This window comes from Kitasatospora sp. NPDC048662, from assembly GCF_055587065.1.
This window is the reverse complement of the sequence record NZ_JBVJHA010000016.1, coordinates 96,285-120,418: the sequence shown is the minus strand read 5'-3', so window position 1 is coordinate 120,418 and position 24,134 is coordinate 96,285. Positions and strand designations below refer to the sequence as shown.

Sequence of the window (24,134 nt, the reverse complement as noted above, 5' to 3'; positions counted from 1 at the left end):
ACCACCGGCCGCTTCACTGGAGGAAGCTTGCGATCCGGGCGTGCAGGTGGGCCGCGTCCAGGCCGTACGCCGTCAGGTGCTCGGGCAGCGAGCCGTAGTGCCGGTGCTCGGCCACCGGCACGCCCAACCCGAGGACCCGGTGCGGCAGTTGCTCCAGCGCCAGGTGCGCCTCGCGCTCCGAGGTGCCCGCCAGGTACGGCTCGACCAGCACCACGTCGGCCCGGCCGCCGACCGCCGCCCGCAGGCCCGCCGCGTCGAACGGCCGCACGGTGGTCGCGTACAGCACCGTCACGTCCAGCGTCTCGGTGGCCTCCAGCACCTCGTCCAGCATCGGGCCGACCGCCAGGACCACGCCGCGGCCGCCCTCCCGGACCGTCAGGAACTTCCCCGGCACGATCGGCCGGGCCTCACGGTTCTGCTGGACCGACAGCCGCACGTACTGCAGGCTGTCGCCGGCCGCGACGGCGTGGCGCAGCAGCAGGTCGGCCTCGGCGGGGTGGCCGGGGACGTGCACGTTCCAGTCGGGGAGGGTGTCCAGCAGGGCGACGTCGCCGGGCGCCATGTGGGTGCGGCCGCCGGCCGGCCAGTCGTAGGAGCCGGCCGCGCTCACCAGCACCGCTCCGACACCCTGGTGGTTCAGGTCCAGCTTCACCTGCTCGAAGGGCCGCTCGATCAGGAAGCTGGCGAAGGTGTGCGCGATCGGCCGCATCCCCGTCAGCGCCAGGCCGCCGGCGACGCCGATCAGCAGCTGCTCGCGGATGCCGACGTTCACCACCCGGTCCGGGTGGGCGCGAGCCGCCTCGGGGAACTGGGCGGCGCCGATGTCGGCGAGCACCAGGACGGTGCGCGGGTCCTGGTCGAGCAACTCGGTGGTGGTGAGCGCGAACTGGTCGCGCATCGTGAACTCCTGGGTGGTCATGGCCTGGTGTCTCCGCTCTCGGCTGTGCTCGGGTGCTCGGCTGTGCTCGGGTGCTCTCGGTGCTCGGGTGATCGGCTGTGCTCGAGCGCTCTCGGTGCTCGGGCGCTCAGTTCTTGGGTTCGACGCGGGCCACCACCACGTGCGGGCGGCCGGGGTGCGGGGTGGTGTACGCCCGGTGCAGCTCCTCGTGGTCGCGGCCGTCCACGGCGGCCGTGGACCAGCCCTCGCCGGCGAACCGGGCCGCGATGCCGCCGCTCCAGCCGTGGGTGGCCGAGGAGTTGTCGATCACCACGACGTGCAGCCGCTCCAGGCCGTACGCCCCGGCGAACGCCACCGCCTCGTGGTTGCTGCCCTCGTCGAACTCGGCGTCCCCGACCAGCACCCACACCGCCGGGGCGTCCAGGCCCTGCGCCCGCAGGCCGAGCGCCGTGCCGACGGCCAGCGGCAGCCCGTGCCCCAGCGACCCGGAGCCGATCTCCGCGCCCGGCACCAGCAGTCGGTCCGGGTGGTGGCCGAGCGGCGAGTCGTACGCCCCGAAGCTCGACAGCAGCTCCACCGGGAAGAAGCCCTTCGCGGCCAGCACCGCGTAGTACGCCATCGGGCCGTGGCCCTTGGACAGCAGGAACCGGTCCCGGTCGGGGTCCTCCGCGGTGGCCGGGCCGACCCTCAGCACCCGGTCGTACAGCACCCACAGGGCGTCCAGGGTGGAGGTGGCGGCCGGCGTGTGCTTCTCGTCGCCGGTCATCAGGGAGATCAGGTGCGGCAGGTCGGTGAAAGCCAGCCCGGTGGAAGCCATGTCCGCGTGACTGCCGAGAGTGCTCGTTGCTTCGCTCGTCATGGCAACGAGCATCCAACTTCAAGTCCGCTTCAGGTCAAGGGCGTCCGCAGGTAGTCTTCCGGAGCATGACGCCGTCCCGGCACGACCGCCTCACCATCGGCCAGCTCGCCGAACGCAGCGGCCTCGCCACCTCCGCGCTGCGCTACTACGAGAGCCTCGGCCTGATCCATGCCGAACGCACCAGCGGCAACCAACGCCGCTACCCGCGCTCCGCGCTGCGCCGGATCGCCTTCGTCCGGGCCGCCCAGCAGGTCGGCCTCTCGCTGGAGGAGGTCCGCACCGCGCTCGCCCGGCTGCCCGAGAACCGCACTCCCACGCCCCGCGACTGGCACACCGTGGCCGCCACCTGGCAGCACCGGATCGACCGGCAGATCGCCGAACTCCAACTGATGAAAGCCAAGTTGACGGGCTGCATCGGCTGCGGCTGCCTCTCCATGAGCCGCTGCGCGCTGTACAACGCCGACGACCGCGCGGGCGCCGCCGGACCGGGCGCCCGCTACCTGCTCACCCGCGACCCGGACCGCGGGCCCGAGCCCGTCACCGATCCGGATGTCGGACCCGACCGGTAGCCTTGCCGCGTTGCCGGGCGACCGGTTTCGGCCATCCGTGGTCGCACCGGTTTCCCGGCCGTCTATGCTGCCCCCGAAAGCGCGTTCCAAGCGACGGGGGGCCGGATATGACCGATCATCAGGAGATCTCGCTGGACTGGATGTCTGGCGACCAGAGTCCGCCGCCGTCCGCCGAGCTGCGCCCGGAGGTTCCGCACCCGGCCCGGATGTACGACTACTACCTCGGCGGCAAGGACAACTTCCCCGCCGACCGGGCCGCCGCCGAACAGGTGATCGCGATCAGCCCGCTGGTGCGGATCAGCGCACTCGCCAACCGCGCCTTCCTGCAGCGCGCGGTGCGCACCCTCGCCGCCGAGCAGGGCATCCGCCAGTTCCTCGACATCGGCACCGGCATCCCCACGGCGGGCAACACCCACGAGATCGCCCAGGCCGTCGACCCCACCGCCAAGGTCGCCTACCTGGACAACGACCCGATCGTCCTGGTGCACGGCCGGGCCCTGCTGGCCGGCGCCCAGCAGGGCAGCGTCAGCGTCCTGCAGGCCGACCTGCGCGACCCCAGGGCGATCCTCGCCGACCCCGCCGTCCGCGAACTGCTCGACCTCGACCGGCCGGTCGCCCTGATGCTGTTCGCGATCCTGCACTTCATCGACGACGCCGACGACCCGTACACCATCGTCCGCACCCTGATCGACGCCCTGCCCTCCGGCAGCCACCTGGCGCTCTCGCACGCCACCGCCGACTTCATCGACCCGGCGCAGGCCGGGAAGGGCCCGGCCATCTACCGCTCCGCGACGGCCCAGCTCACCATGCGCACCCGCGCGCAGGTCCTGCGCTTCTTCGACGGCCTGGAACTGCTCGAGCCCGGCCTGGTCACCGCCCCGCAGTGGCGCCCCGACCAGGACCCGCAGGACACCGACAGCGAGGTCGCCATCTGGGCCGGCGTCGCCCGCAAGCCCTGACGCCGCCTCAATCCGCCGACGGCGGCGGTGCGATCATGAGGCTCCCCTCACCGACGGAGCCCCCGCCATGACCGCACTGCCGCCGCCCCCGCCGCTGATCGGCCCCGCCTGGCTGGCCGCCCACCTCGACCACCCCGACCTGGTCGTCCTCGACGCGAGCGTCGGCGCCCACCGCCACGCGGCCCACCGCATCCCCGGCGCCCGCCCGTTCGACCTCGACGGGGCCCTGTCCGACCCCCGCTCCGGCCTTCCGCACACCATGCCCTCCGCCGCCGACTTCCAGCGCGAACTGCGCGCCCTCGGCGTCAACGACCACTCCACCGTCGTCCTCTACGACGGCGCCGGAATCCACTCCAGCCCCCGCGCCTGGTGGATGCTGCGCGCCATGGGCTTCGACCGCGCAGCCGTCCTGGACGGCGGCCTGCCCGCCTGGCAGTCCGCCGGACACCCCGTCACCTCCCGGCAACTCCCCTACTCCCCCGGCGACTTCACCGCCCGCCCACGCCCCGGCCTGTTCATCGACCGGGACGCCGTGGCCGCCGCCCTCGCCGACCCCGACACCACCGTCCTGGACGCCCGCTCCCACGACCGCTTCACCGGCGACGCCCCCGAACCCCGCCCCCACCTGCGCCGCGGCCACCTCCCCGGCTCCACCAGCCTCCCCTTCACCGACCTCCTCACCCCCGACGGCCGCTACCTCCCCCTCCCCGACCTCCACACCCGCCTCACCACCGCCACCGCCAACCGCCCCCACCTCATCACCACCTGCGGCTCCGGCGTCACCGCCTGCATCCTCGCCTTCGCCGCCCACCTCACCACCCACCCCACCCCCACCGTCTACGACGGCTCCTGGTCCGACTGGGCCCGCCCGGAAACCGACCTGCCGGTGGCCACCGGCAACTGACGGAACGTCGACCGGAAACGTCTCCAGATGGACATGCCACCATTTTCTTCGGAACCGTCCCGCCCGTCGAGAAGGCGGCGCCTCAGTCGGCCTCCACCGCCGGTGGCAGCTCGTGGGACAGGCGGCCCGGCCACCACATGTGGTGGCGGAGGTCGGCGGTGAGGGCGGTGACCAGGACGGAGCGGACGACCAGGGTGTCGAGGAGGACGCCGAGGGCGACGGCGAAGCCGATTTCGGTGAAGGCGACCAGGGGGAGGGTGCCGAGGACGGCGAAGGTCGCGGCGAGGATCAGGCCGGCGGAGGTGATCACGCCGCCGGTGGCGGCCAGGCCCGCGACCGCGCCGCGGCGGGTGCCGAGGTGGGCGGATTCCTCGCGGACGCGGGTCATCAGGAAGATGTTGTAGTCGATGCCGAGGGCCACCAGGAAGACGAAGACGAAGAGCGGGAAGGCCGGGTCCTGGGCCTCGAAGTGGAAGACGTGCGCGAAGAAGAACGCGCTGATGCCGAGCGCCGCCGCGTACGAGAGCACCACGGTGGCGATCAGCACCAGTGGCGCCACCACGGCGCGCAGCAGGGCGGCGAGGATCACCACGACCACGGCCAGCACCAGCGGGATGATCACCCGGTTGTCGCGGGCGGCGGCCCGCCCGGCGTCGAGTACCACCGCGGTGGAGCCGCCGACCTGCGCGTTCGCCCCGGGCACGGCGTGCACGGCCGCCCGGACCCGGTCCACGGTGGCCCGGGCGGCGGCGCTGTCGGGCGGGTCGGTGAGCGTCGCGGGGAAGTACGCCTCGCCGCCGCGCACCCCGGCGGGACCGATCCCGGCGATTCCGGGGGTGCTCGCGGTGGCCTGCCGGACGGCGTCCAGTGGTGGCCCGGCGTTGCTGATCACCGAGAGCGGCGCGCCCGTCCCGCCCGGGAAGTGCGCGGCGAGCACCTGTTGGCCGGTGACGGAGTCGGGTGTGCCGGTGAACGATCCGGCGACGCTCAGGCCGGTCGCGTTCAGTGACACCAGTCCGGCGGTGCAGGCGGCCAGGGCGAGCGCGGTCCCGATCCACACCTTGCGGGGGCGGTCGGCGATCCAGGTGCCGATCCGCGCCCAGCGCCCGGTCCTGGTCGGCTCGGGCGTGCCGTAGCCGGGGCGGACCGGCCAGAACACCCAGCGTCCGAACGCCACCAGCAGCGCGGGCAGCAGGGTGAGCATGGCGAGCAGGGCGACCAGTACGCCGATCGCGCAGACCGGTCCGAGGCCGCGGGTGGAGTTCATCTCGGCGACCAGCAGGCAGAGCATGGACGCGACGACCGTCGCCGAACTGGCCAGGATCGCCGGCCCGGCCCGGTGCAGGGCGGCGGCCATCGCCTCGTGCCGGTCCTCGTGGCGTCGCAGTTCCTCCCGATAACGGGCGGTCAGCAGCAGCGCGTAGTCGGTGCCCGCGCCGAGCACCAGCACGATCAGGATGCCGGCGCTCTGCCCGTTGACGACCAGCCCGGCGTGCTTGGCCAGCAGGTAGATGACGGCCTCGGCCACCATCAGCGCCGCCCCGGCGGACAGCAGCGGCAGCAGCCACAGCACGGGGCTGCGGTAGGTGAGCAGCAGCAGGACGATCACCACGCCGACGGTCGCGAACAGCAGGGTGCTGTCGATGCCCGCGAAGGTCTTCGCCTGGTCGGCGGCGATCCCAGCGGGACCGGTGACGTGGATGACCAGCCCGGCGGGCGCGTCGGTGGTGGCGGTGGCGCGCATGCTGTCCACGGCCGGGCGGAGGTTGTTCCACCCGTTCGTACCGACCTCGACGGGCACCACGGTCTGCATCGCCTGCCCGTCCGCGGAGACGGTCGGCCCGACCACCGGCGCGACCACGTGCGGCGCGGTGGTGAAGTTCTCTGCGTCGCGCACCGCCTTGGCGTGGTCCTCGGCGGTGATGCCGCCCGGCCGCTGGTACACCACCACGGCCTGGGCGGTCTCCACCGGCTGGAACCGGCGCTGCGCGTCCAGCACCCGGGTCGACTCGGCGTTCGCGGGCAGCCAGCTGGACGCCTGGTTGTCCTCGGCGCCCGTCAGCTTCCCGGCCAGCGGCACGGCGGCCACCAGCAGTACCAGCCACAGCGCCAGCACCACCCACTTCCGACGCCGCCCGCACGGCACCGCGGACCATCTTCTGCCGGAACTCATCGCGACCGGCCCCCAGCCGACGACCCCGGGCGGGGCCGTCCGCCGCGCCCTCCTCGTCCCAGCATCGGGTCGGGGCCGCCCGCCCGCGCGCCGCGGCCCGGTCGGCACAGGCCGCTGCGGCCGGATCGGCGCAGGTCAGGCCGGGTGCGGGTCAGGCGTTGCGTTGCTCCAGTTGCCGCCACAGCTCCTGGACGCGGGTGGTGAGGCCGTCGAGGTCGCCGCTGTTGTCGAGGACGAGGTCGGCGACGGCGAGCCGGTCCTCGCGGGTGGCCTGGGCGGCCATCCGGGCGCGGGCCTCGTCCTCGGGCATGCCGCGCAGGGCGGTGAGGCGGCGCAGGCGTTCGGCGTCGGGGACGTCGATGACCACGACCAGGTCGTACAGCGGGGCGAGGCCGTTCTCGGCGAGCAGCGGCACGTCGTGCACGACGATCGCGTCCGGCCCGGCGGCGGCCTCCAGTTCGGCGGAGCGGGCCCGCACCAGCGGGTGCACGACGGCGTTGAGCGCGGCCAGCCGGGCCGGGTCGGCGAAGACGATCCGGCCGAGCGCGGGGCGGTCGAGCGAGCCGTCCGGCAGCAGCACCTCGGGGCCGAACTCGGCGACCACGGCGGCCAGTCCGGGTGTTCCGGGGGCGACCACCTCGCGGGCGATCGCGTCCGAATCGATGATCACCGCGCCCAGCGCGGCCAGTTGGCGGGAGACCTCGCTCTTGCCCGCGCCGATGCCGCCCGTCAGTCCGATCCTCAGCATGCCGTCAGGCTACCGGCCCGTACGGGAGCGCCCGCAGCGGCCCGGGCGGGACGGAACTCGGGGCGACCGCCGGGCGAACTTCGCGGGAACTCTCCGGCCCTCCGTCCAAGGGGCGCCCGAAAAGAGTTGTCCATACAGCTCCACGGGCCCGATCCGGCCGCTAGGGTGCCGAACACCTGCACCACCCTCGAACGATCGGAGCACCACCCGTGTCCAGCAACTGGCCCGCCGGCCCGCGCCGGGTCCTGGTCGTCGGCATCGACGGCGTCCGACTCGACCTGCTGCCCGAGCTGCACACCCCGCACCTGGACGCGGTCGCCGCCGCCGGCTTCCTCGGCCCGGTCGAGGTGGACGACGCCACCCCGACCATGTCCGGCCCGTGCTGGGCGACCATCGCCACCGGTGTCGGCGTCGCCAAGCACGGCGTGCTCGGCAACCACCTGGGCGGCCACCGGCTCGACGTGTTCCCGGACTTCACCACCCGCCTGGCCAAGGCGCACCGCCGCCGCACCTTCGCGGTCGGCGGCTGGGAGCCGCTGTTCCTGGCCCGCGACGGCGGCCCGCTGTTCGCCGCGCCCGGCCGGCTCTCGTACATCGCGCCGCTGGAGGACACCCCGGAGGCGTGGGAGGTCTGCGACGAGCGGGTCACCGCCGAGGCCGAGTACGTGCTCGCCCGCTCCGACGACGACCCGCAGGCCTCCTTCGTCTACCTCGGCGCGGTCGACGAGACCGCGCACTTCCGCGGCTGCGGCGAGGACTACCGCCGCTCGATCGAGGCCGCCGACGTCCGCCTCGGCCGCCTGCTGGCCGCCCTGCGGGAGCGGTCCACCTACGCCGCCGAGGAGTGGACGGTGATCGTGGTCACCGACCACGGCCACGTGGACGCCGGCGGCCACGGCGGCCGCAGCGCGCTGGAGCGCACCGCGTGGATCGCCGCCTTCGGCCCCGGCATCACCCCGGGTGCACCGGTCGGCCCGCTGCACCACACCGACGTCGCGGCGCACGTGTACGCGGCGCTGGAGATCGCCCCCGACCCGCACTGGACGCTGGACGGCCGCCCGTTCACGGCCGCCGCGCCGGCCGTCTGAAACCTCCGAGGCCGGGCGGCTCGGCCGGCAGGTGCGCGCGGCATCGGAGATCGACCCCGACGCGCACCGGCCGACCGCTCGCGGCCGCCATGGCCCGGCCGTCCGGCCTGCGGGGTCAGACCAGGTCGAGCGCTTCGCCGATGTCGAGGGTCCGGTACGCCACGCCGCCGGTGCCGGGCCCCTGCGGGCCGAGCAGCCGCCCGTGGATGGCCCGACCGGTCTGGCTGAGCGTCTCCTCGTGGATCGCCACCGCCTGCCGGGGCCGGGCGTCGCGCAGGTAGTCGACCAGCTCGCCGGCCCGCAGCCAGGGCGCGCCGAGCGGCAGCAGCAGCGTGTCGACGGTGTCCGGCGGAACGGTCAGCGCGTCGCCCGGGTGGAACACCCGGCCGCCGAGCAGGAAGCCGATGTTCGGGATCCGCTCGATGTCCCGGTGGATCTCCGCGTGCCACTCGCCGTGCACCGTCACCGGCAGCCCGTCCAGCTCGAACGCGTCGCCCTCGCCGACCACCGTCACGCGCGCGCCGATGCCTTCCAGCTGCCGGGCCACCGAGTGGTTGGTGAAGACCCGCAGCCCGGGGTTGGCCTCGACGGCGGCCCGCACCAGCGGTTCGGTGAAGTGGTCGGCGTGCTCGTGGGTGATCAGCAGGGCGTTCACGTCCCGCACCACCTCGGGGCCGGTGAACATGCCGGGGTCGATCAGCACCGCCCCTTCCGCGTGCTCGATCCGGACGCAGGCGTGGCCGAACTTCGTCAGTCGCATGCCCCAAGCCTAGGGTCTGTCCGGCCGATCCTGCCGGGCGCGATCGACCGGACAGAGCCTAGGACGCACGCACCAGCGCGGACTGTTCGGCAGTGCGCGGCGCGGGCAGCGCGGCCTGGCGCAGCGGCGGCAGTTCGACGTGCTCGCTGAGGCCGATGATCCGGTGCAGGCGGCGCAGCGGGGCGGGTGCCCACCAGTTGAGCCGGCCGAACAGGGACATGGTGGCGGGCACCAGCAGGGTGCGCACCAGGGTGGCGTCCACGGCGACGGCGACGGCGAGCGCGACGCCCATCTGCTTGACCATCAGCATCTGTCCGGCGGCGAATCCGGCGAACACGATCACCATCAGCAGGCCGGCCGAGGTGATGATCCGACCGCTTCGCTGGAGTCCCAGTTCCACCGACCGCAGGCAGCCGTGGCCCTGGTCGTACAGCTCCTTGATCCGGGACAGCAGGAACACCTCGTAGTCCATCGACAGCCCGAACGCGAAGGCGAACACCAGCACCGGGATCATCGTCTCCAGACCGCCGGTCGGGGTGAACCCGAGCAGCCCGCTGAAGTACCCGTGCTGGAACACCAGCGTCAGCGCGCCCAGCGAGGCGCCCAGCGACAGCACGTTCATCAGCAGCGCCTTGATCGGCAGCACCACCGAGCCGGTCATCATGAACAGCAGCACCAGCGTCCCCGCCGCGACCAGGCCCACCGCCCACGGCCCGCGCGAGCCGATCTCGTGCTGGAAGTCCACCAGCGACGCCGCGTCCCCCGTCACGTACGTCTCCAGGCCGCCCCGGTGCTCGCGCAGCTCACCGACCACCCGCTTGGCCTCCGCGCCCTGCGGGTCACCCTTCACCAGCACGTCCACGGTCTGCACCCCCTCCGAGACGGGGGTGACGGCCCGCACGCCCGACACGCCCGGCAGCGCCGCCACCACGGTGTCCGCGTAGTGCTGCGCCTGCTGCGGCGTGCCCTTGACGACCACCTGCACGGGGGCCGGGACCTGCGCCGGGAAACGTTCCTGCACGGCCTCGGCGACCTGCCGGGAGGCGAAACTCTTCGGCAGCACATCGGCGCCCGAGTTGCGGAAGTGCGAGCCCAGGAACGGCGCCCCCGCCGCGAGCAGCAGCGCCACGCACGCCAGCATCACCGGCACCGCCCTCCGCTGCACCCGGCGCACCGTCCGGGAGAAGAACCCCTCGTCCGGGACGGGCGTGCTCGGCGCCTTGATCCGCCGCCCCATGAAACCCAGCAGCGCCGGCACCAGCGTCAGGGCCGCCGCCACCGCGATCACCACCACGCTCACGCCCGCCGCCGCGACCGCCCGGAACACCGGGCTGGTGAACACGAACAGGCCGCTCAGCGCCACCGCCACCGTCAGCCCCGAGAACGCCACCGTCCGGCCGGCCGTCGCCGACGTCCGCTCCACCGCCTGCGCGATCGTCGCGCCCAGGCCGCGCTCCTCGCGGAAACGGTTCACCATCAGCAGCGCGTAGTCGATCGACAGGCCCAGCCCCAGCACCGTCGCGATCGGCAGCACGCTGGTGTCGATGTCCATGATCTTGCTGAACCCGAACATCGCCAGCAGCGCCCCGCCCACCGAGGCCACCGCCCCGATCCCGGGCAAACCGGCCGCGGCCAGCCCGCCGAACACCAGCACCATCACGATCAGGGTGAGCGGCAGCGTCACGATCTCCCCGAAACGGGTGTCCTTCGCGGTCTGGTCCTTCACCTCCTGCTGCAGCACCAGATCGCCGCCCACCACGGTGTGCGCCCCGTCCGCCGTGATCCGCTCCAGCCGGTCGGTCACCGCGCTCAGCTGCTTGGCGCTCGCCCCGTCCGCCATCCGCACGTTCACCAGCGACGCCCGGCCGTCGTCGGCGGTCAGCTGCCCCTGTGTCGAGTACGTGTCCGCCACCGAGAGCACGCCCGGCAGCTTCGCCACCTCGGTACTCGCCTGCTGGACGGCCGTCCGCACGCCTTCGCTGCCCACCTGGGGCCCGTCCACCACCGCGGTGACGGTGCCCTGCACCGGGTCCGCCGCCTGCACGACCGCGACGCCACGGGCCGACTCCGACCCCCCGGTGCCCGTCCCCGCGACCGACCCCTCGAACACCCGCCCGCCGATCAGCACCCCCGCCGCGAGCACCACCGCCCACACCCCCAACACCCAACGCCGGTGCCGGAAACACACTCGCCCAAGCCCGGCCAACCGACCGGAAACCTGGGAAACCTCGACCTCTGCTGCGGTGGGGCGAGAGCTGCGCATGCGGGGAGCCTTTCGGACAAGTCACCTCAATGTATGCGCGACTTCCCGAACGTCCTATAGGCGGACGATGAGCCTCATCTCACAATTCCCTTCACATAAACGCCACTTAAGCTCCCCCGTTCCCACCCACCCGCCCGCCCGAGCACCCGCCATCGAACAGCACACCGTGAGCAGCGAGCCAGGACGGAAGCACACGGCGCCGCAGGCGGCGGGCCATGGCGAAAGCGGGTGGGCGGGTGGGCGCAGGGTGCTCGGGCGGGTGGGCGCAACTCCAACAAAACCCAGCCCGGCCGCGCACAGCGCCTTGCCCTGGGTGGGCGCAAAAAAGCAGGAACCCCCCGCCCAGGGCAAGCCTGGGTGGGGGGTTCCTGTTGAGTCAGCTACTCAGCGAGAGCGATTCAGCTCTGGCCACCGGCCAGCTTCTCGCGCAGAGCGGCCAGGGCCTCGTCCGAGGCAAGCGCGCCGGAGCCCTCGTCGCTGCTGGAGGAGTACGAGCCGCCACCGGACACCGGGGCCTCCTCGCCGGCCTCGGCCGCGGCAGCGGCGTCGGCCTCGCGGGACTTGATGACCTGGGCCTGGTGCTGCTCGAAGCGGGCCTGGGCCTCGGCGTACTGCCGCTCCCACTCCTCGCGCTGCTTCTCGAAGCCGGGCAGCCAGTCGTTCGCCTCGGGGTCGAAGCCCTCCGGGTAGATGTAGTTGCCCTGGTCGTCGTACGAGGCAGCCATGCCGTACAGGGTCGGGTCGAACTCGACCGACGCCGGGTCGGCACCGAGGGACTCGTTGGCCTGCTTCAGCGAGAGGCTGATGCGACGACGCTCGAGGTCGATGTCGATGACCTTGACGAAGATCTCGTCGCCGACCTGGACGACCTGCTCCGGGATCTCGACGTGGCGCTCGGCCAGCTCGGAGATGTGGACCAGGCCCTCGATGCCCTCGTCCACGCGGACGAACGCACCGAACGGAACCAGCTTGGTGACCTTACCCGGCACGACCTGCGAGATCTGGTGGGTGCGGGCGAACTGCTGCCACGGGTCCTCCTGGGTCGCCTTCAGCGACAGGGAGACGCGCTCGCGGTCCATGTCAACGTCGAGAACCTCGACGGTGACCTCCTGGCCGACCTCGACAACCTCGTTCGGGTGGTCGATGTGCTTCCAGGACAGCTCGGAGACGTGCACCAGACCGTCGACGCCGCCGAGGTCCACGAACGCACCGAAGTTGACGATCGAGGAAACGACGCCGGAGCGGACCTGGCCCTTCTGCAGGGTGGTGAGGAAGGTCTGGCGGACCTCGCTCTGGGTCTGCTCGAGCCAGGCACGGCGGGACAGGACCACGTTGTTGCGGTTCTTGTCCAGCTCGATGATCTTCGCCTCGAGCTCCTTGCCCACGTAGGGCTGGAGGTCGCGGACGCGGCGCATCTCGACCAGCGAGGCCGGGAGGAAGCCACGGAGGCCGATGTCGAGGATGAGACCACCCTTGACGACCTCGATGACGGTACCGGTGACGATGCCGTCCTCTTCCTTGATCTTCTCGATCGTGCCCCAGGCGCGCTCGTACTGGGCGCGCTTCTTGGACAGGATCAGGCGACCCTCCTTGTCCTCCTTCTGGAGAACCAGGGCCTCGATGTTGTCGCCGACCGCGACAACCTCGTGGGGGTCGACGTCGTGCTTGATCGAGAGCTCACGGGACGGGATGACACCCTCGGTCTTGTAACCGATGTCGAGGAGCACCTCGTCACGGTCGACCTTCACGATGACGCCCTCAACGATGTCGCCGTCGTTGAAGTACTTGATGGTCTCGTCGATGGCGGCGAGGAAGGCCTCGGCGTCGCCGATGTCGTTGACCGCAACCTGCGGGGTGGTGCTGACAGAGGTGTCGGTGGGGCTCGTCATTAGGAAAAGGGCTCCGGTACGGACATGAAGTCGTAGTAATGCCACGCGGAGGGCCCTGATCGCTCCCACCGAAAGCCGTACAGGCCAGAAAACGGCCACCGAAAAGATTCCTGCGATCGGAATCCCGGTGTCCGTCTGACGACCGTGGGGTCTTCGACAGATGCGAGCGCGACCTGCTCCGTCCGAGGCGCGCAGGCCCGCAGCGCAACTTGTAGCATACGGGGACACCCGGACACGGTCAATGCCGAAGACGGCAAGACCGGTAGAGGCCGGGACGGATCAGGCCATATCCTCCGAAGGCGCACCTCGCGGCGGCTCGAACACCGGCCCTACCCCGGATGCCACAGCCCGACCCGGCCCCGCAAGGGACCGGCTCCGCGGCAGCGGCGCTTCCGCATCCCATACCTTACGTGACGGATTCCATGACCCACTCCACCACCCCCGGTCCCATCGTGCCCCGCGACTACGACCCCGCCGAGTACGACGTCCCGAGCGCCTACCACGTCGAGTCCGACCAGGACGACGACGGCGACGAGGCGCTCCGCCGGGAGGTCGGGGAGGTGGAGTCGAGCCGGGCGAGTCGGCACTGGTGGGACCGGAACGCGGACGAGTACCAGGACGAGCACGGGGAGTTCCTCGGTGACGACCGGTTCACCTGGTGCCCGGAGGGGGTGGACGAGGCCGAGGTGCGGCTGCTCGGGGAGCCGGCGGCGCTGAAGGGCGCGCAGGTGCTGGAGATCGGCTCGGGGGCCGCCCAGTGCTCGCGCTGGCTGGCGGCGCAGGGGGCCCGGCCAGTGGCGCTGGACATCTCGTACCGGCAGTTGCAGCACTCGCGGCGGATCGACCTGGGCCGCGGTCTGGAGCCGGTCGCGGTGGTGCAGGCGGACGGCGCGGCGCTGCCGTTCGCGGACGGCTCGTTCGACCACGCGTGCTCGGCGTACGGCGCGGTGCCGTTCAGCGCGGACACCGCGCGGCTGATGCGCGAGGTGCACCGGGTGCTGCGGCCGGGCGGGCGGTGGGTGTTCTCGGTGACGCACCCGATCCGCTGGGCGTTCCCGGACGAGCCGGGCGAGGAGGGCCTGACGGCGTCCTCCTCGTACTTCGACCGCACACCGTACGTGGAGCAGGACGAGCAGGGCGTGGCGACCTACGTCGAGCACCACCGGACGCTGGGCGACCGGGTGCGGGAGCTGGTGGGGGCCGGGTTCACGCTGCTCGACCTGATCGAGCCGGAGTGGCCGGAGGAGCTGGAGCAGGAGTGGGGCGGCTGGAGCCCGCTGCGCGGCCGGCACATCCCCGGGACGGCGATCTTCGTCGCCCGCCGGGACGGCTGACGGTGCGCACCGGGGGGCTCGAACTGCCGGTCCGCACCGCGCTGCCCGGGTTGACCGCGGCGTTGGAGGAGCACGGCGCGGCGGTGCTGTCCGCGCCGCCGGGCACCGGCAAGACCACCCTGGTGCCACTCGCGCTGGCGGGTCTGCTGGACGCTCCCCCAGCCCCGAGCGGGCTGGGAGGTAGCCCCGTCCCGGGCCCGCCGCGCCGGGTGCTGGTCGCCGAGCCGCGCCGGTTGGCGGTGCGGGCCGCGGCCCGGCGGATGGCCTGGCTGCTGGGCGAGCCGGTCGGCGGGCGGGTCGGGTTCACGGTGCGCGGCGAGCGCCGGGTCGGCCCGGACACCCGGGTCGAGGTGGTCACCACCGGCGTCCTGCTGCAGCGCCTTCAGCGCGACCCGGAGCTGCCGGGCGTGGACGTGGTGGTGCTCGACGAGTGCCACGAGCGGCACCTGGACGCGGACACCGCGCTGGCGTTCCTGCTGGACGTCCGGGCGGCCCTGCGCCCGGAGCTGCGGCTGCTGCTGGCCTCGGCCACCGCCGACACCGACGCCTGGGCCGAACTGCTGGACGGCGCACTGGTGGTGGCCGCCGAGGGCGTCTCGCACCCGGTGGAGGTGGTGTGGGCGCCGCCGCCCGGTACCGTCCGCCCGCCGCACGGGACGAAGGTCGATCCGGCGCTGCTCGCGCACGTCGCGGCGACGGTCCGCCGGGCGCTCGCCGAGCGGGCCGGGGATGTGCTGTGCTTCCTGCCGGGGGTGGGTGAAATCGCCCGGGTGGCCGGGCAGTTGGACGGCGTCGAGGTGCTGCAGCTGCACGGGCAGGCGCCGCCGGCCGTGCAGGACGCGGCGCTGAGCCCCGGCGAGCGGCGGCGGGTGGTGCTGGCCACCTCGGTCGCCGAGTCCTCGCTGACGGTGCCGGGCGTGCGGGTGGTGGTCGACTCCGGGCTGACCAGGGAGCCGCGCACCGACCACGCCCGCGGCCTGTCCGGGCTGGTCACCGTCCGCACCTCGCTGGCCGCCGCCCGGCAGCGGGCCGGCCGGGCCGGACGCGAGGCCCCGGGCACGGTGTACCGGTGCTGGGCGGAGGTGGAGGACGCCCGCGCCGCCCGCTTCCCCACGCCGGAGATCGCACTCGCCGACCTGACCTCGTTCGCCCTGCAGGCCGCCTGCTGGGGCGACCCGGACGCCGGCGGCCTCACCCTCCCCGACCCGCCGCCCGCCGGGGCGATGGCCGCCGCCCGCGCCACCCTGCGCGCGCTGGACGCGGTGGACGCCGACGGCCGCCCCACCGAACGCGGCCGGGCGATCGCCCGCACCGGCCTTCACCCCCGGCTGGCCCGGGCGCTGCTCGACGGCGCCGCAGCGGTGGGCTCCCGGCGGGCCGCCGAGCTGGTCGCGTTGCTGTCCGAGGAGCCGCCGCGCGCCCTCGGCGACGACCTGGCCCACATCTGGCGCACCGTCAAGCAGAGCAACGACCCGTACGCGCGCCGCTGGAAGGACGAGACCCGGCGGCTGGAGCGCCAGGTCGAAGGTTCACCGGGCGGTCTCCCGGACGCCGCGGCCGTCGGGCTGGTGGTCGGCCTGGCGTACCCGGAGCGGCTGGCCCGGGCCCGGGAGGGCGGCGAGGGCGCGTACCTGATGGCCTCCGGGACGGCCGCCCAGGTGCAGGGCGGCTCGCGGCTGCCGGCCGGCGGGTGGCTGGCGATCGCGGTGGCCGACCGGCCCGCCGGGTCGCCGTCGGCGCGGGTGCTGCGGGCGGTGGCGATCGACGAGGCGACGGCCCGCCGGGCAGGTGCGCCGCTGCTGGACGGGCGGGAGGAGGTTCACTGGTCGGCCCGGCAGCGGGAGGTGACGGCCCGCCGGGTGGAGACCCTCGGCGCGATCGAGCTCGCCGCGGTGCCGCTGACGGCGCCCGATCCGGCGCTGGTGCGCGGGGCGCTGCTGGAGGGCCTGGCCCGCGAGGGGGTCTCCGCCCTGCTGAGCTGGCCGCCGGCCGCGGCCGGGCTGCGGGAGCGGCTGGCGTTCCTGCACCGCACCCTGGGCGGGGTGTGGCCGGACGTGAGTGATGCCGCGCTGCTGACCGCCGCCGAGCAGTGGCTGGAGCCGGAGCTGTCGCGGGCCCGGCGCCGTGCCGACCTGGAACGGATCGACACCGCCGCCGCGCTTCAGCGGCTGCTGCCCTGGGCGAGCGGCCAGGCCGGCCGGCTGGACGAGCTGGCCCCCGAGCGGATCACCGTGCCCAGCGGCAGCCGGATCCGGGTGGACTACGCGGGCGACCGCCCCGTCCTCGCCGTCAAGCTCCAGGAGCTGTTCGGCTGGGACGCCGCCCCGGCCCTCGCCGACGGCCGCGCCCCGCTCACCGTCCACCTGCTCTCCCCCGCGGGCCGGCCGGCCGCCGTCACCGGCGACCTGGCCGCGTTCTGGCGCGAGGGCTACCGCGCCGTCCGGGCCGACCTGCGCGGCCGCTACCCCCGCCACCCGTGGCCGGAGGACCCGACCACGGCCGAACCCACCCGCCGGGCCAACCCGCGCAAGTGAGGCCGGGTCACACCCAGTCCTCCGCGAGGACGGCCATGTCGATGTCGTCGATCCACTCGTCGCCCCAGCGCAGCGCCTTGCGGCGGACGCCCTCGACCTTGTAGCCGGCCTTCTCGTAGGCGCGCTGACCGCGGCCGTTGAAGGCGTAGACGTTGAGCGAGACCCGGTGGAGGCCGAGGGCGCGGATGGCGTGGTCGGTGGCCATCCGGACGGCCTCGGTGCCGAAGCCCCGGTCGCGGCCGTCGGGGCCGATGCAGATCCGGAGGTTGCAGGAGCGGTTGGGTTCGCTCCACTCGTTGAGGACGACCTCGCCGACGCCCCGGCCGGTGGACTTGTCCACGATGATCAGGTCGAGCCGGTCGGTCTGCTCGTTGCGGGTGGTGTACCAGTCGACGATGTGCTTCTCCATCGCCTCGTCCCACTCGGGCGCCACGGGGGTGTACTCGTCCGAGGTGTACTTGAGCACCTCCGGGTCCTCGAGCATCACCCGGAGCATCGGCAGATCCTCCTCCGGCCGCACCGGCCGGAGCACGATCCGCTCCCCCTCCAGCGTCGGCTTGTCGGCGAAGGTGGCGGTCGGGACGGCAAGTTGATCAGTCATCCGGCCAGTCTCCGAGGCCCGGGCGACCGAGGGCAATCGAATTAGCGGACGTCCGGATCAGATCGCGCGCCACGCCCCGGGGTGGTCGTCCTCCCGGAACGCGTTGCTGAGCGTCATGGCGATCGGGCCGTGGGCCGTGTCGATGCGCCAGCACTCCCACTGGTCGAGCTCGTGCACGACGTAGCGCCGCAGGTAGTCGCGGAGCCTGGTCCACTCGGCGTCCGTCAGCCTGCGCTCGGGGTCGTCCTCCAGGACGCCGGCGGGACGCTCCGGGTCCGGGCCGGGGGGCAGTTCATGACCCCAGTCCTCCGCGAGGGCCGCCATTTCGACGCGGTCGACCCACCGTCCGTTGAACGGCAGGGCACGCCGCCGCACCCCCTCGACCCTGAACCCCGCCTTCTGGAAGACATGGCAGCGGCTGTTGAGGCGGTGAACGGAGAGCGAGACGCGGTGGAGGCCGAGGACGCGGAAGGCGTGGTCGGTGAGGAGGCGGATTGCCTCGGGGCCGAGGCCCCGGTCGCGGCCGTCGGGGCCGAGGGCGATGCGGAGGGTGCAGGAGTTGCCGGGCTCGTCCCACTCGTCGAGGCCGATCTCGCCGACACCGCGGCCGGTGGACCTGTCGACCACGATCAGGTCGAGGCAGTCGGTCCGGTCGTTGCGGGTGCGGTACCGGTCGATGGTGCGGCGCTCCAGCGCCTCGTCCCAGTCGGGGACGGCAGGGGTCCAGGAACCGGAGGTCCAGCGGAGGATCTCCGCGTCCTGGAGCAGGACGCGGAGCAGCGGAAGGTCCTCCTGCGGCCGGACGGGACGCAGGAGGACCTTCTCGCCCACCAGGGTGGGCTTGTCGGCGAAGGGGGCACGCGGTTCGGTCATCGGGCCAGTCTCGGGACCGGCGGGGCCGCGCCGCAAGGGATCAGTGGGCGGCGGCCTCCCAGTTGGGGCCGACGCCGACCGAGACGTCGAGCGGGGCGCGCAGCGGGTAGGCGGCGGCCATCTGTTCGCGGACCAGGGTTTCGACCGGTTCGCGCTCGCCGGGGGCGAGTTCGAGGACGATTTCGTCGTGGACCTGGAGGAGCATGCGGGAGCCGAGACCGGCGGCCCGGAGGGCTTCGTCCACCCGGAGCATGGCGATCTTGACGATGTCGGCGGCGGAGCCCTGGATGGGGGCGTTGAGGGCCATGCGTTCGGCCATCTCGCGGCGCTGGCGGTTGTCGCTGGTGAGGTCGGGCAGGTAGCGGCGGCGGCCGAGCAGGGTCTCGGTGTAGCCGACGGCGCGTGCTTCCTCGACCACGTTGTGCAGGTAGTCGCGGACGCCGCCGAAGCGCTCGAAGTAGGTGTCCATCAGGCCCTGGGCCTCGCCGGGCTTGATGCCGAGCTGCTGGGCCAGGCCGTACGCGGACAGGCCGTAGGCGAGGCCGTACGACATGGCCTTGATCTTGCGGCGCATCTCGGCGTCGACCCCGTCGGGGCAGACCGAGAAGACCTGGGAGGCCACGGTGGTGTGCAGGTCCTCGCCGGAGGCGAAGGCCTCGATCAGGGCCTCGTCCTCGGACAGGTGCGCCATGATGCGCAGTTCGATCTGCGAGTAGTCGGCGGTGAGCAGCGACTCGTAGCCCTCGCCCACCACGAAGGCGCGACGGATGGCGCGGCCTTCCTCGGTGCGGACGGGGATGTTCTGCAGGTTCGGGTCCTGGGAGGAGAGCCGACCGGTGGCGGCGACCATCTGGTTGAAGGTGGTGTGGATGCGGCCCTGCGGGGAGACGGTCTTGAGCAGGCCCTCGACGGTGGTGCGCAGCTTGGCCTGGTCGCGGTGGCGGAGCAGGATGACCGGCAGTTCGTTGTCGGTCTGGGTGGCGAGCCAGGTGAGGGCGTCGGCGTCGGTGGTGTACCCGGTCTTGATCTTCTTGGTCTTGGGCAGGGCGAGGTCGCCGAACAGGATTTCCTGGAGCTGCTTGGGGGAGCCGAGGTTGAACTCGCGGCCGGCGGCGGCGTGCGCCTCTTCGACGCAGCGCTGGATCTCGGCGGCGAACTGGGCCTCCAGGCCCTGCAGCCAGGCGCGGTCGGCGGCGATGCCGTAGCGCTCCATCCGGGCGAGGAGTTCGGCGATGGGCAGTTCCATGTCGTGGAACAGCTTGGCGGCGCCGACCTCCTCGAGCCGGGTGTCGAAGAGTTCGGCGAGGTCGTGGACGGCGCGGGCCTCGGTCATCAGGGCCTGGGCGCCGGCGGTGGGGTCGGGTTCGTCGGCGTCGAAGCTGAGCTGGCCGGTCTCGGCCTGGGCGGCGGGGGCGAGCGAGCGGGCCAGGTACTCCTCGGCGAGGACGTCGAGGGTGAAGGTGCGGCGGCCGGGCTTCTCCAGGTAGGCGGCAAGCGCGGTGTCGGCGGTGACGCCGGCGAACTGCCAGCCCTGTTCGGCGAAGGCGCGGATGACCTGCTTGGCGATGTGCAGGGCCTTGGGGCGGTCGGGGTCGGCGAGCCAGGCGGTGAAGGCCCGGTCGTCGTTCTCGTCCAGCGTGACGGGGTCGAACCAGGCGGCGGCGGTGCCGGTGGCGAGGGCGACCTGCTTGACCCGGCCGGCGCCGAGGGCCCATTCGTAGTCGGCGGCGAGCGCGGTGCGTTCGCCGCCACCGGTGTGCTCCTCCAGCCAGGCGGTGAGCGCGCCGGGTTCGATGAGCAGGTCGCCCTCGACGGCGGGGCCGGTGGGGATCTCGGCGGCGGCCTCGGCGCCGGCCGGGTCGATGCCCTGCACCCGGTCGCGGAAGTTGGGGTTGCGGAACTCCAACGCCTCCATCAGCCGGGCGATTTCCTCCCGGTCGAACGGCGTGCGCTCCAACTGCGGTACGGCGAGCGGGAGTTCGACGTCCCGGACGAGTTCGGTGAGGATCCGGTTGCGCTTGACGGAGTCGAGGTGCTCGCGGAGCTTCTCGCCGATCTTGCCCTTGACCTCGTCGGCCCGGTTGACCAACTCCTCGAAGGACCCGAACTGGTTGACCCACTTCGCGGCGGTCTTCTCGCCGACGCCGGGGATGCCGGGCAGGTTGTCGGACGGGTCGCCGCGCAGCGCCGCGAGGTCCGGGTACTGGTCGGGGCGCACGCCGTACTTCTCGGTGACCTTCTCGGGCGTGTAGCGCGTCAACTCGGAGACGCCCTTGGTCGGGTAGAGCACCGTGACGTGCTCGTTGACCAGTTGGAGCGAATCCCGGTCTCCGGTGACGATGAGCACCTCGAAGCCCTCGGCCACGGCGGCGGTGGCGAGGGTGGCGATGATGTCGTCGGCCTCGAAGCCCTCGGCGGTGAGCCGGGGGATCCGCATGGCGTCGAGGAGTTCGAAGATCAGCGGGATCTGGCTGCGGAACTCGTCGGGGGACTTGGCGCGGTTGGCCTTGTAGTCCGGGAACTCGGCGGCCCGGAAGGTCTGCCGGGAGATGTCGAAGGCGACCGCGAGGTGGGTGGGTGCCTCGTCGCGGACGGTGTTGACCAGCATCGAGGTGAAGCCGTACACCGCGTTGGTGTGCTGGCCGGTGGTGGTGGAGAAGTTCTCCACCGGCAGGGCGAAGAAGGCCCGGTAGGCCATCGAATGCCCGTCCAGCAGCATCAGCCGGGGCCGCCCGGCCGCACTCTTGCCTGCACCCTGTGTCGCCACGTCACATCCTGTTCCTGCCGGATTGCACTGCCTCCCCGATCCTATGACCCGGGGCCGACATCTCCGGGCGCGGCGCGGAGCACCTCCCTACCGGCAGGTAGACAGTCGTACCATCGACGCGCCAGACGAAGTGAACCCCGAACAGGAGCACCATGACCGACGCGGCGCCCGTACTGAACGTGCCCCAGGACGTGCTGGACCACTTCGCGAAGCTGGGGGTGAGCCCGGAGACCTTCTCGGGCGGGCACCTGGGCGAGAAGCTGGGCATCAGCATCGTCGAGGCCTCCCCGGACCGGGTGGTGGGCACCATGCCGGTGGAGGGCAACCAGCAGCCGTACGGGCTGCTGCACGGCGGCGCTTCGGCCGCGCTGGCGGAGACGCTGGGGTCGATCGGCGCGATGCTGCACGCCGGCCCGGGCCGCTACGCGGTGGGCGTGGACCTGAACGCCACCCACCACCGCTCGGCCACCTCCGGCCTGGTGACGGGCGTGGCGACGGCGGTGTTCAAGGGCCGCACCGCGGCGACCTACGAGATCGCGGTGACGGACGACACCGGCCGCCGGGTCACCAGCTGCCGGCTGACCTGCATGCTGCGCGACCTGTAGCCCGAAAGTCCCCAACTCCCTACGCGCCCCCTGGGTTTGGCCGCTCCCCGACACGGGAAATCTCGGCTGGACGAGGGGGCGCCGCCATGTCCGCAGAGAGCGAAAGACCGGGCGAGCGGGCGGGGTTCCTCAGCCCGGTGGAGCCGGGCGAGGGCACCTGGACGCAGCCGAGGATGTCCGTCGAGAAGCCGCCGCGCCTGCTGAGTCTGCGTCAGAAGTCCTTGGTGGTCGGGCTGTTGCTTGCTCTGGCGCTCGCGCTGACGGTCCGGCATGCGATGGACCGCTCGACCGCCGAGGCCAACTCGCCGCCGCCGCCCGCACTTCCGTTCCCCTCGCAGGCCACCCGGTTCGAATACGGCGGTCCGCTGCCGGCCTGGCAGGACTCCTTCGCACTGTCGCTCAGGGTGCACAACACCAGCGCGGGCCCGGTGGACGTGCTGGGGGTGAGCCAGGGGTACCGCGGCCTGTCGGTGGTGGTGTCGGGCTGGCTGCCGCAGACGGTGCCGCCGGGGCAGACCGTCTCGCTGCGGGTCGGCCTGCGGGTGACGGACTGTTCGGCGGCCCCGGCGGACGCCGGAATGCCCTTCCTCGATGTCACCCTGCGTAACGCGCGCGCGATGGAGACCGTGAGCGAGATCCCGGGTGACGCGTACGCCCGCGACCTGTCCGCAGCGCTGCACGCCACCTGCGACGCTCCCGATAATCGGACGCCGACGACCAGCCCGACCGCGCCGGACAAACCTGTTCGATAAGCGGATTTCCCAAGCCTGAACAGGGAGTTGAGAACGCGCACCGTTCACTCCGCGGAGCGAGGCCCGGAACCGGGGGCTCCACCTGGGGTTTTCGACCGCGCACGGAGATCAACTTCCGGCGTGGTCATAACAAGAGAATCACAGCCTCTCTCGTCCCTCTGCCCGAGCCGCCGCGCCCGGTCTAGAGTCACGCCCAGTCACCGCCTGTCCGATTTTCGGGCTCGGTCGACGCGTTCCGGCACCGCCAGCCCTGTGCGCGTGTCTTCCGTCCAGAAGGAGACCCCCGTCGTGCGAAAGAGCTCACTTCTTGTCGTGACCATTGCAGTTTCCGGAGCGCTCACCCTCTCGGCCTGTGGCTCGCGTGGCGGTGGATCGGGGTCGGGCCAGGCGAACGGTGGCACCACCAAGGTGGTCATCGGCGTGGACGCCCCGCTCAGCGGCAAGCTGTCCGCGCTGGGCCTGGGCATCAAGAACTCGGCCGACCTGGCCGCCAAGAAGGCCAACAAGGACAACCTGGTCCCCGGTGTCACCTTCACCATCGAGGCCAAGGACGACCAGGCCAACCCGACCTCCGGCAAGCAGAACGCCACCGCCCTGGTCGACATGAAGGACGTCGTCGGCGTGGTCGGCCCGCTGAACTCCAGCGTCTCGCAGACCATGCAGAAGGTCTTCGACGACGGCAAGCTGACCCAGGTCTCCCCCGCCAACACCACCCCCGACCTGTCGCTCGGCCCGGACTGGGGCAGCAACAAGTTCACCCGCCCGTACTCCACGTACTTCCGCACCGCCACCACCGACGTGGTGCAGGGCAAGTACGCCGCCCAGTACCTGTTCAACGACGCGAAGAAGACCAAGGTCTACGTCATCGACGACAAGAAGACCTACGGCGCGGGCCTCGCGGCCATCTTCCAGGGCGAGTTCAAGCGGCTCGGCGGCACCGTGGTCGGCACCGACCACATCAGCCCGGACGACAAGGACTTCTCCGCCGTCGCCACCAAGGTCGCCTCCTCCGGCGCCGACGCGGTGTACTACGGCGGCGAGTACCCGGAGGGCGGCCCGCTCTCCGACCAGATCAAGAAGGCCGGCGCGAAGATCCCGCTGATGGGCGGCGACGGCCTCGTCGACCCCGAGTTCATCAAGCTCTCCAACAGCAACAGCGAGGGCGACCTGGCCACCTCGGTCGGCGCCCCGGTGGAGGAGCTGGACTCCGCCAAGACCTTCGTCGCCGACTACACCGCGGCCGGCTACAAGGACGCGTACTCCGCGTACGGCGGCTACTCCTACGACGCCGCCTGGTCGATCATCCAGGCCGTCAAGGCCGCGGTCGAGCACAACAACGGCAAGGTCCCGAGCGACCTGCGTGCCAAGGTGCTGGCCGAGATGGCCAAGGTGAACTTCGCCGGCGTCACCGGCCAGGTCTCCTTCGACCAGTACGGCGACACCACCAACAAGCAGCTCACCGTCTACACCGTCAAGGGCCCGGACTGGAAGCCGGTCAAGAGCGGCACCTACAACGGCTGACCACCTGCACCGCACCAGCCCGTCGGGCGGGGGGCGC

General features: G+C 72.5%; 19 protein-coding genes. 9 read left to right on the top strand and 10 right to left on the bottom strand.

The features are described 5' to 3' along the window. Nucleotides 1–13 precede the first annotated feature (13 nt). Nucleotides 14–919, bottom strand: coding sequence for a transketolase family protein (locus ACZ6R9_RS30625; protein WP_465541797.1), 906 nt, complete (start codon nt 917–919; stop codon nt 14–16). Nucleotides 920–1,025: 106 nt separating this feature from the next. Next, a complete protein-coding gene (locus tag ACZ6R9_RS30620; RefSeq protein WP_465541795.1) occupies nt 1,026–1,757 on the bottom strand; it encodes a thiamine pyrophosphate-dependent enzyme in 732 nt (243 codons plus the stop codon). Between the two features lie 65 nt (nt 1,758–1,822). Here ACZ6R9_RS30620 and soxR point away from each other — a divergent pair, with 65 nt between their 5' ends. From soxR to ACZ6R9_RS30605, 3 genes are all read left to right on the top strand, one after another. After that, the gene (soxR, locus tag ACZ6R9_RS30615) at nt 1,823–2,326 is read left to right on the top strand and encodes a redox-sensitive transcriptional activator SoxR (RefSeq protein ID WP_380486591.1); all 504 of its coding nucleotides are present in this window, start codon (nt 1,823–1,825) and stop codon (nt 2,324–2,326) included. Between the two features lie 107 nt (nt 2,327–2,433). Beyond that, complete coding sequence (locus ACZ6R9_RS30610; protein ID WP_465541793.1) at nt 2,434–3,285, top strand: SAM-dependent methyltransferase; 852 nt, start codon at nt 2,434–2,436, stop codon at nt 3,283–3,285. Between the two features lie 67 nt (nt 3,286–3,352). Continuing rightward, nucleotides 3,353–4,189, top strand: a complete 837-nt coding sequence (locus ACZ6R9_RS30605) for a sulfurtransferase (protein ID WP_465541791.1) — start codon at nt 3,353–3,355, stop codon at nt 4,187–4,189. An 82-nt stretch (nt 4,190–4,271) separates the two neighbouring features. On the opposite strand, the gene ACZ6R9_RS30600 is transcribed toward ACZ6R9_RS30605, so the two are convergent. Together ACZ6R9_RS30600 and coaE are read right to left on the bottom strand one after the other, a co-directional pair. Then, nucleotides 4,272–6,362 (bottom strand): MMPL family transporter, encoded by a 2,091-nt coding sequence (locus ACZ6R9_RS30600; RefSeq protein ID WP_465541789.1) that lies wholly within the window; start codon nt 6,360–6,362, stop codon nt 4,272–4,274. Between the two features lie 151 nt (nt 6,363–6,513). After that, nucleotides 6,514–7,110, bottom strand: coding sequence for a dephospho-CoA kinase (gene coaE / locus ACZ6R9_RS30595; protein ID WP_380486583.1), 597 nt, complete (start codon nt 7,108–7,110; stop codon nt 6,514–6,516). Between the two features lie 209 nt (nt 7,111–7,319). Here coaE and ACZ6R9_RS30590 point away from each other — a divergent pair, with 209 nt between their 5' ends. After that, the gene (locus ACZ6R9_RS30590; protein ID WP_465541786.1) at nt 7,320–8,198 is read left to right on the top strand and encodes an alkaline phosphatase family protein; all 879 of its coding nucleotides are present in this window, start codon (nt 7,320–7,322) and stop codon (nt 8,196–8,198) included. A gap of 115 nt (nt 8,199–8,313) precedes the next feature. Here the strand turns inward: ACZ6R9_RS30590 and ACZ6R9_RS30585 are convergent, their stop codons facing one another. From ACZ6R9_RS30585 to rpsA, 3 genes are all read right to left on the bottom strand, one after another. After that, complete coding sequence (locus tag ACZ6R9_RS30585) at nt 8,314–8,958, bottom strand: MBL fold metallo-hydrolase (protein ID WP_465541784.1); 645 nt, start codon at nt 8,956–8,958, stop codon at nt 8,314–8,316. 58 nt (nt 8,959–9,016) lie between these two features. Beyond that, nucleotides 9,017–11,104: an MMPL family transporter gene (locus ACZ6R9_RS30580; protein ID WP_465541782.1), complete on the bottom strand. Its 2,088-nt coding sequence runs from the start codon at nt 11,102–11,104 to the stop codon at nt 9,017–9,019. A 515-nt stretch (nt 11,105–11,619) separates the two neighbouring features. After that, a complete protein-coding gene (gene rpsA, locus ACZ6R9_RS30575) occupies nt 11,620–13,110 on the bottom strand; it encodes a 30S ribosomal protein S1 (RefSeq protein ID WP_043913368.1) in 1,491 nt (496 codons plus the stop codon). Nucleotides 13,111–13,448: 338 nt separating this feature from the next. On the opposite strand from rpsA, the gene ACZ6R9_RS30570 reads away from it, so the two are divergent. Together ACZ6R9_RS30570 and hrpB are read left to right on the top strand one after the other, a co-directional pair. Beyond that, the gene (locus ACZ6R9_RS30570) at nt 13,449–14,444 is read left to right on the top strand and encodes a class I SAM-dependent methyltransferase (protein ID WP_465541779.1); all 996 of its coding nucleotides are present in this window, start codon (nt 13,449–13,451) and stop codon (nt 14,442–14,444) included. 2 nt (nt 14,445–14,446) lie between these two features. Beyond that, entirely contained in the window at nt 14,447–16,978 is a 2,532-nt protein-coding gene (hrpB, locus tag ACZ6R9_RS30565) for an ATP-dependent helicase HrpB (protein ID WP_465541777.1), read from the top strand. A 7-nt stretch (nt 16,979–16,985) separates the two neighbouring features. Here hrpB and ACZ6R9_RS30560 read toward each other — a convergent pair whose 3' ends face one another. Genes ACZ6R9_RS30560 through polA form a run of 3 tightly spaced genes read right to left on the bottom strand, consistent with a single transcriptional unit; the run spans nt 16,986 to nt 21,171 of the window. Then, nucleotides 16,986–17,579 carry a GNAT family N-acetyltransferase gene (locus ACZ6R9_RS30560; RefSeq protein WP_380486573.1) on the bottom strand — a complete coding sequence of 198 codons (594 nt, stop codon included), beginning with the start codon at nt 17,577–17,579 and terminating at the stop codon, nt 16,986–16,988. A 57-nt stretch (nt 17,580–17,636) separates the two neighbouring features. Next, complete coding sequence (locus tag ACZ6R9_RS30555) at nt 17,637–18,452, bottom strand: GNAT family N-acetyltransferase (protein WP_465541775.1); 816 nt, start codon at nt 18,450–18,452, stop codon at nt 17,637–17,639. A 40-nt stretch (nt 18,453–18,492) separates the two neighbouring features. Continuing rightward, nucleotides 18,493–21,171, bottom strand: coding sequence for a DNA polymerase I (gene polA, locus ACZ6R9_RS30550; RefSeq protein ID WP_380486627.1), 2,679 nt, complete (start codon nt 21,169–21,171; stop codon nt 18,493–18,495). Nucleotides 21,172–21,371: 200 nt separating this feature from the next. Here polA and ACZ6R9_RS30545 point away from each other — a divergent pair, with 200 nt between their 5' ends. The 3 genes from ACZ6R9_RS30545 to ACZ6R9_RS30535 all read left to right on the top strand — a co-directional run bounded on the left by ACZ6R9_RS30545 (nt 21,372) and on the right by ACZ6R9_RS30535 (nt 24,097). Further along, a complete protein-coding gene (locus ACZ6R9_RS30545) occupies nt 21,372–21,824 on the top strand; it encodes a PaaI family thioesterase (protein WP_380486569.1) in 453 nt (150 codons plus the stop codon). Nucleotides 21,825–21,910: 86 nt separating this feature from the next. Further along, nucleotides 21,911–22,576, top strand: coding sequence for a hypothetical protein (locus tag ACZ6R9_RS30540; RefSeq protein WP_380486567.1), 666 nt, complete (start codon nt 21,911–21,913; stop codon nt 22,574–22,576). Between the two features lie 288 nt (nt 22,577–22,864). Continuing rightward, nucleotides 22,865–24,097 carry a branched-chain amino acid ABC transporter substrate-binding protein gene (locus ACZ6R9_RS30535; RefSeq protein WP_380486565.1) on the top strand — a complete coding sequence of 411 codons (1,233 nt, stop codon included), beginning with the start codon at nt 22,865–22,867 and terminating at the stop codon, nt 24,095–24,097. Nucleotides 24,098–24,134: the final 37 nt, after the last annotated feature.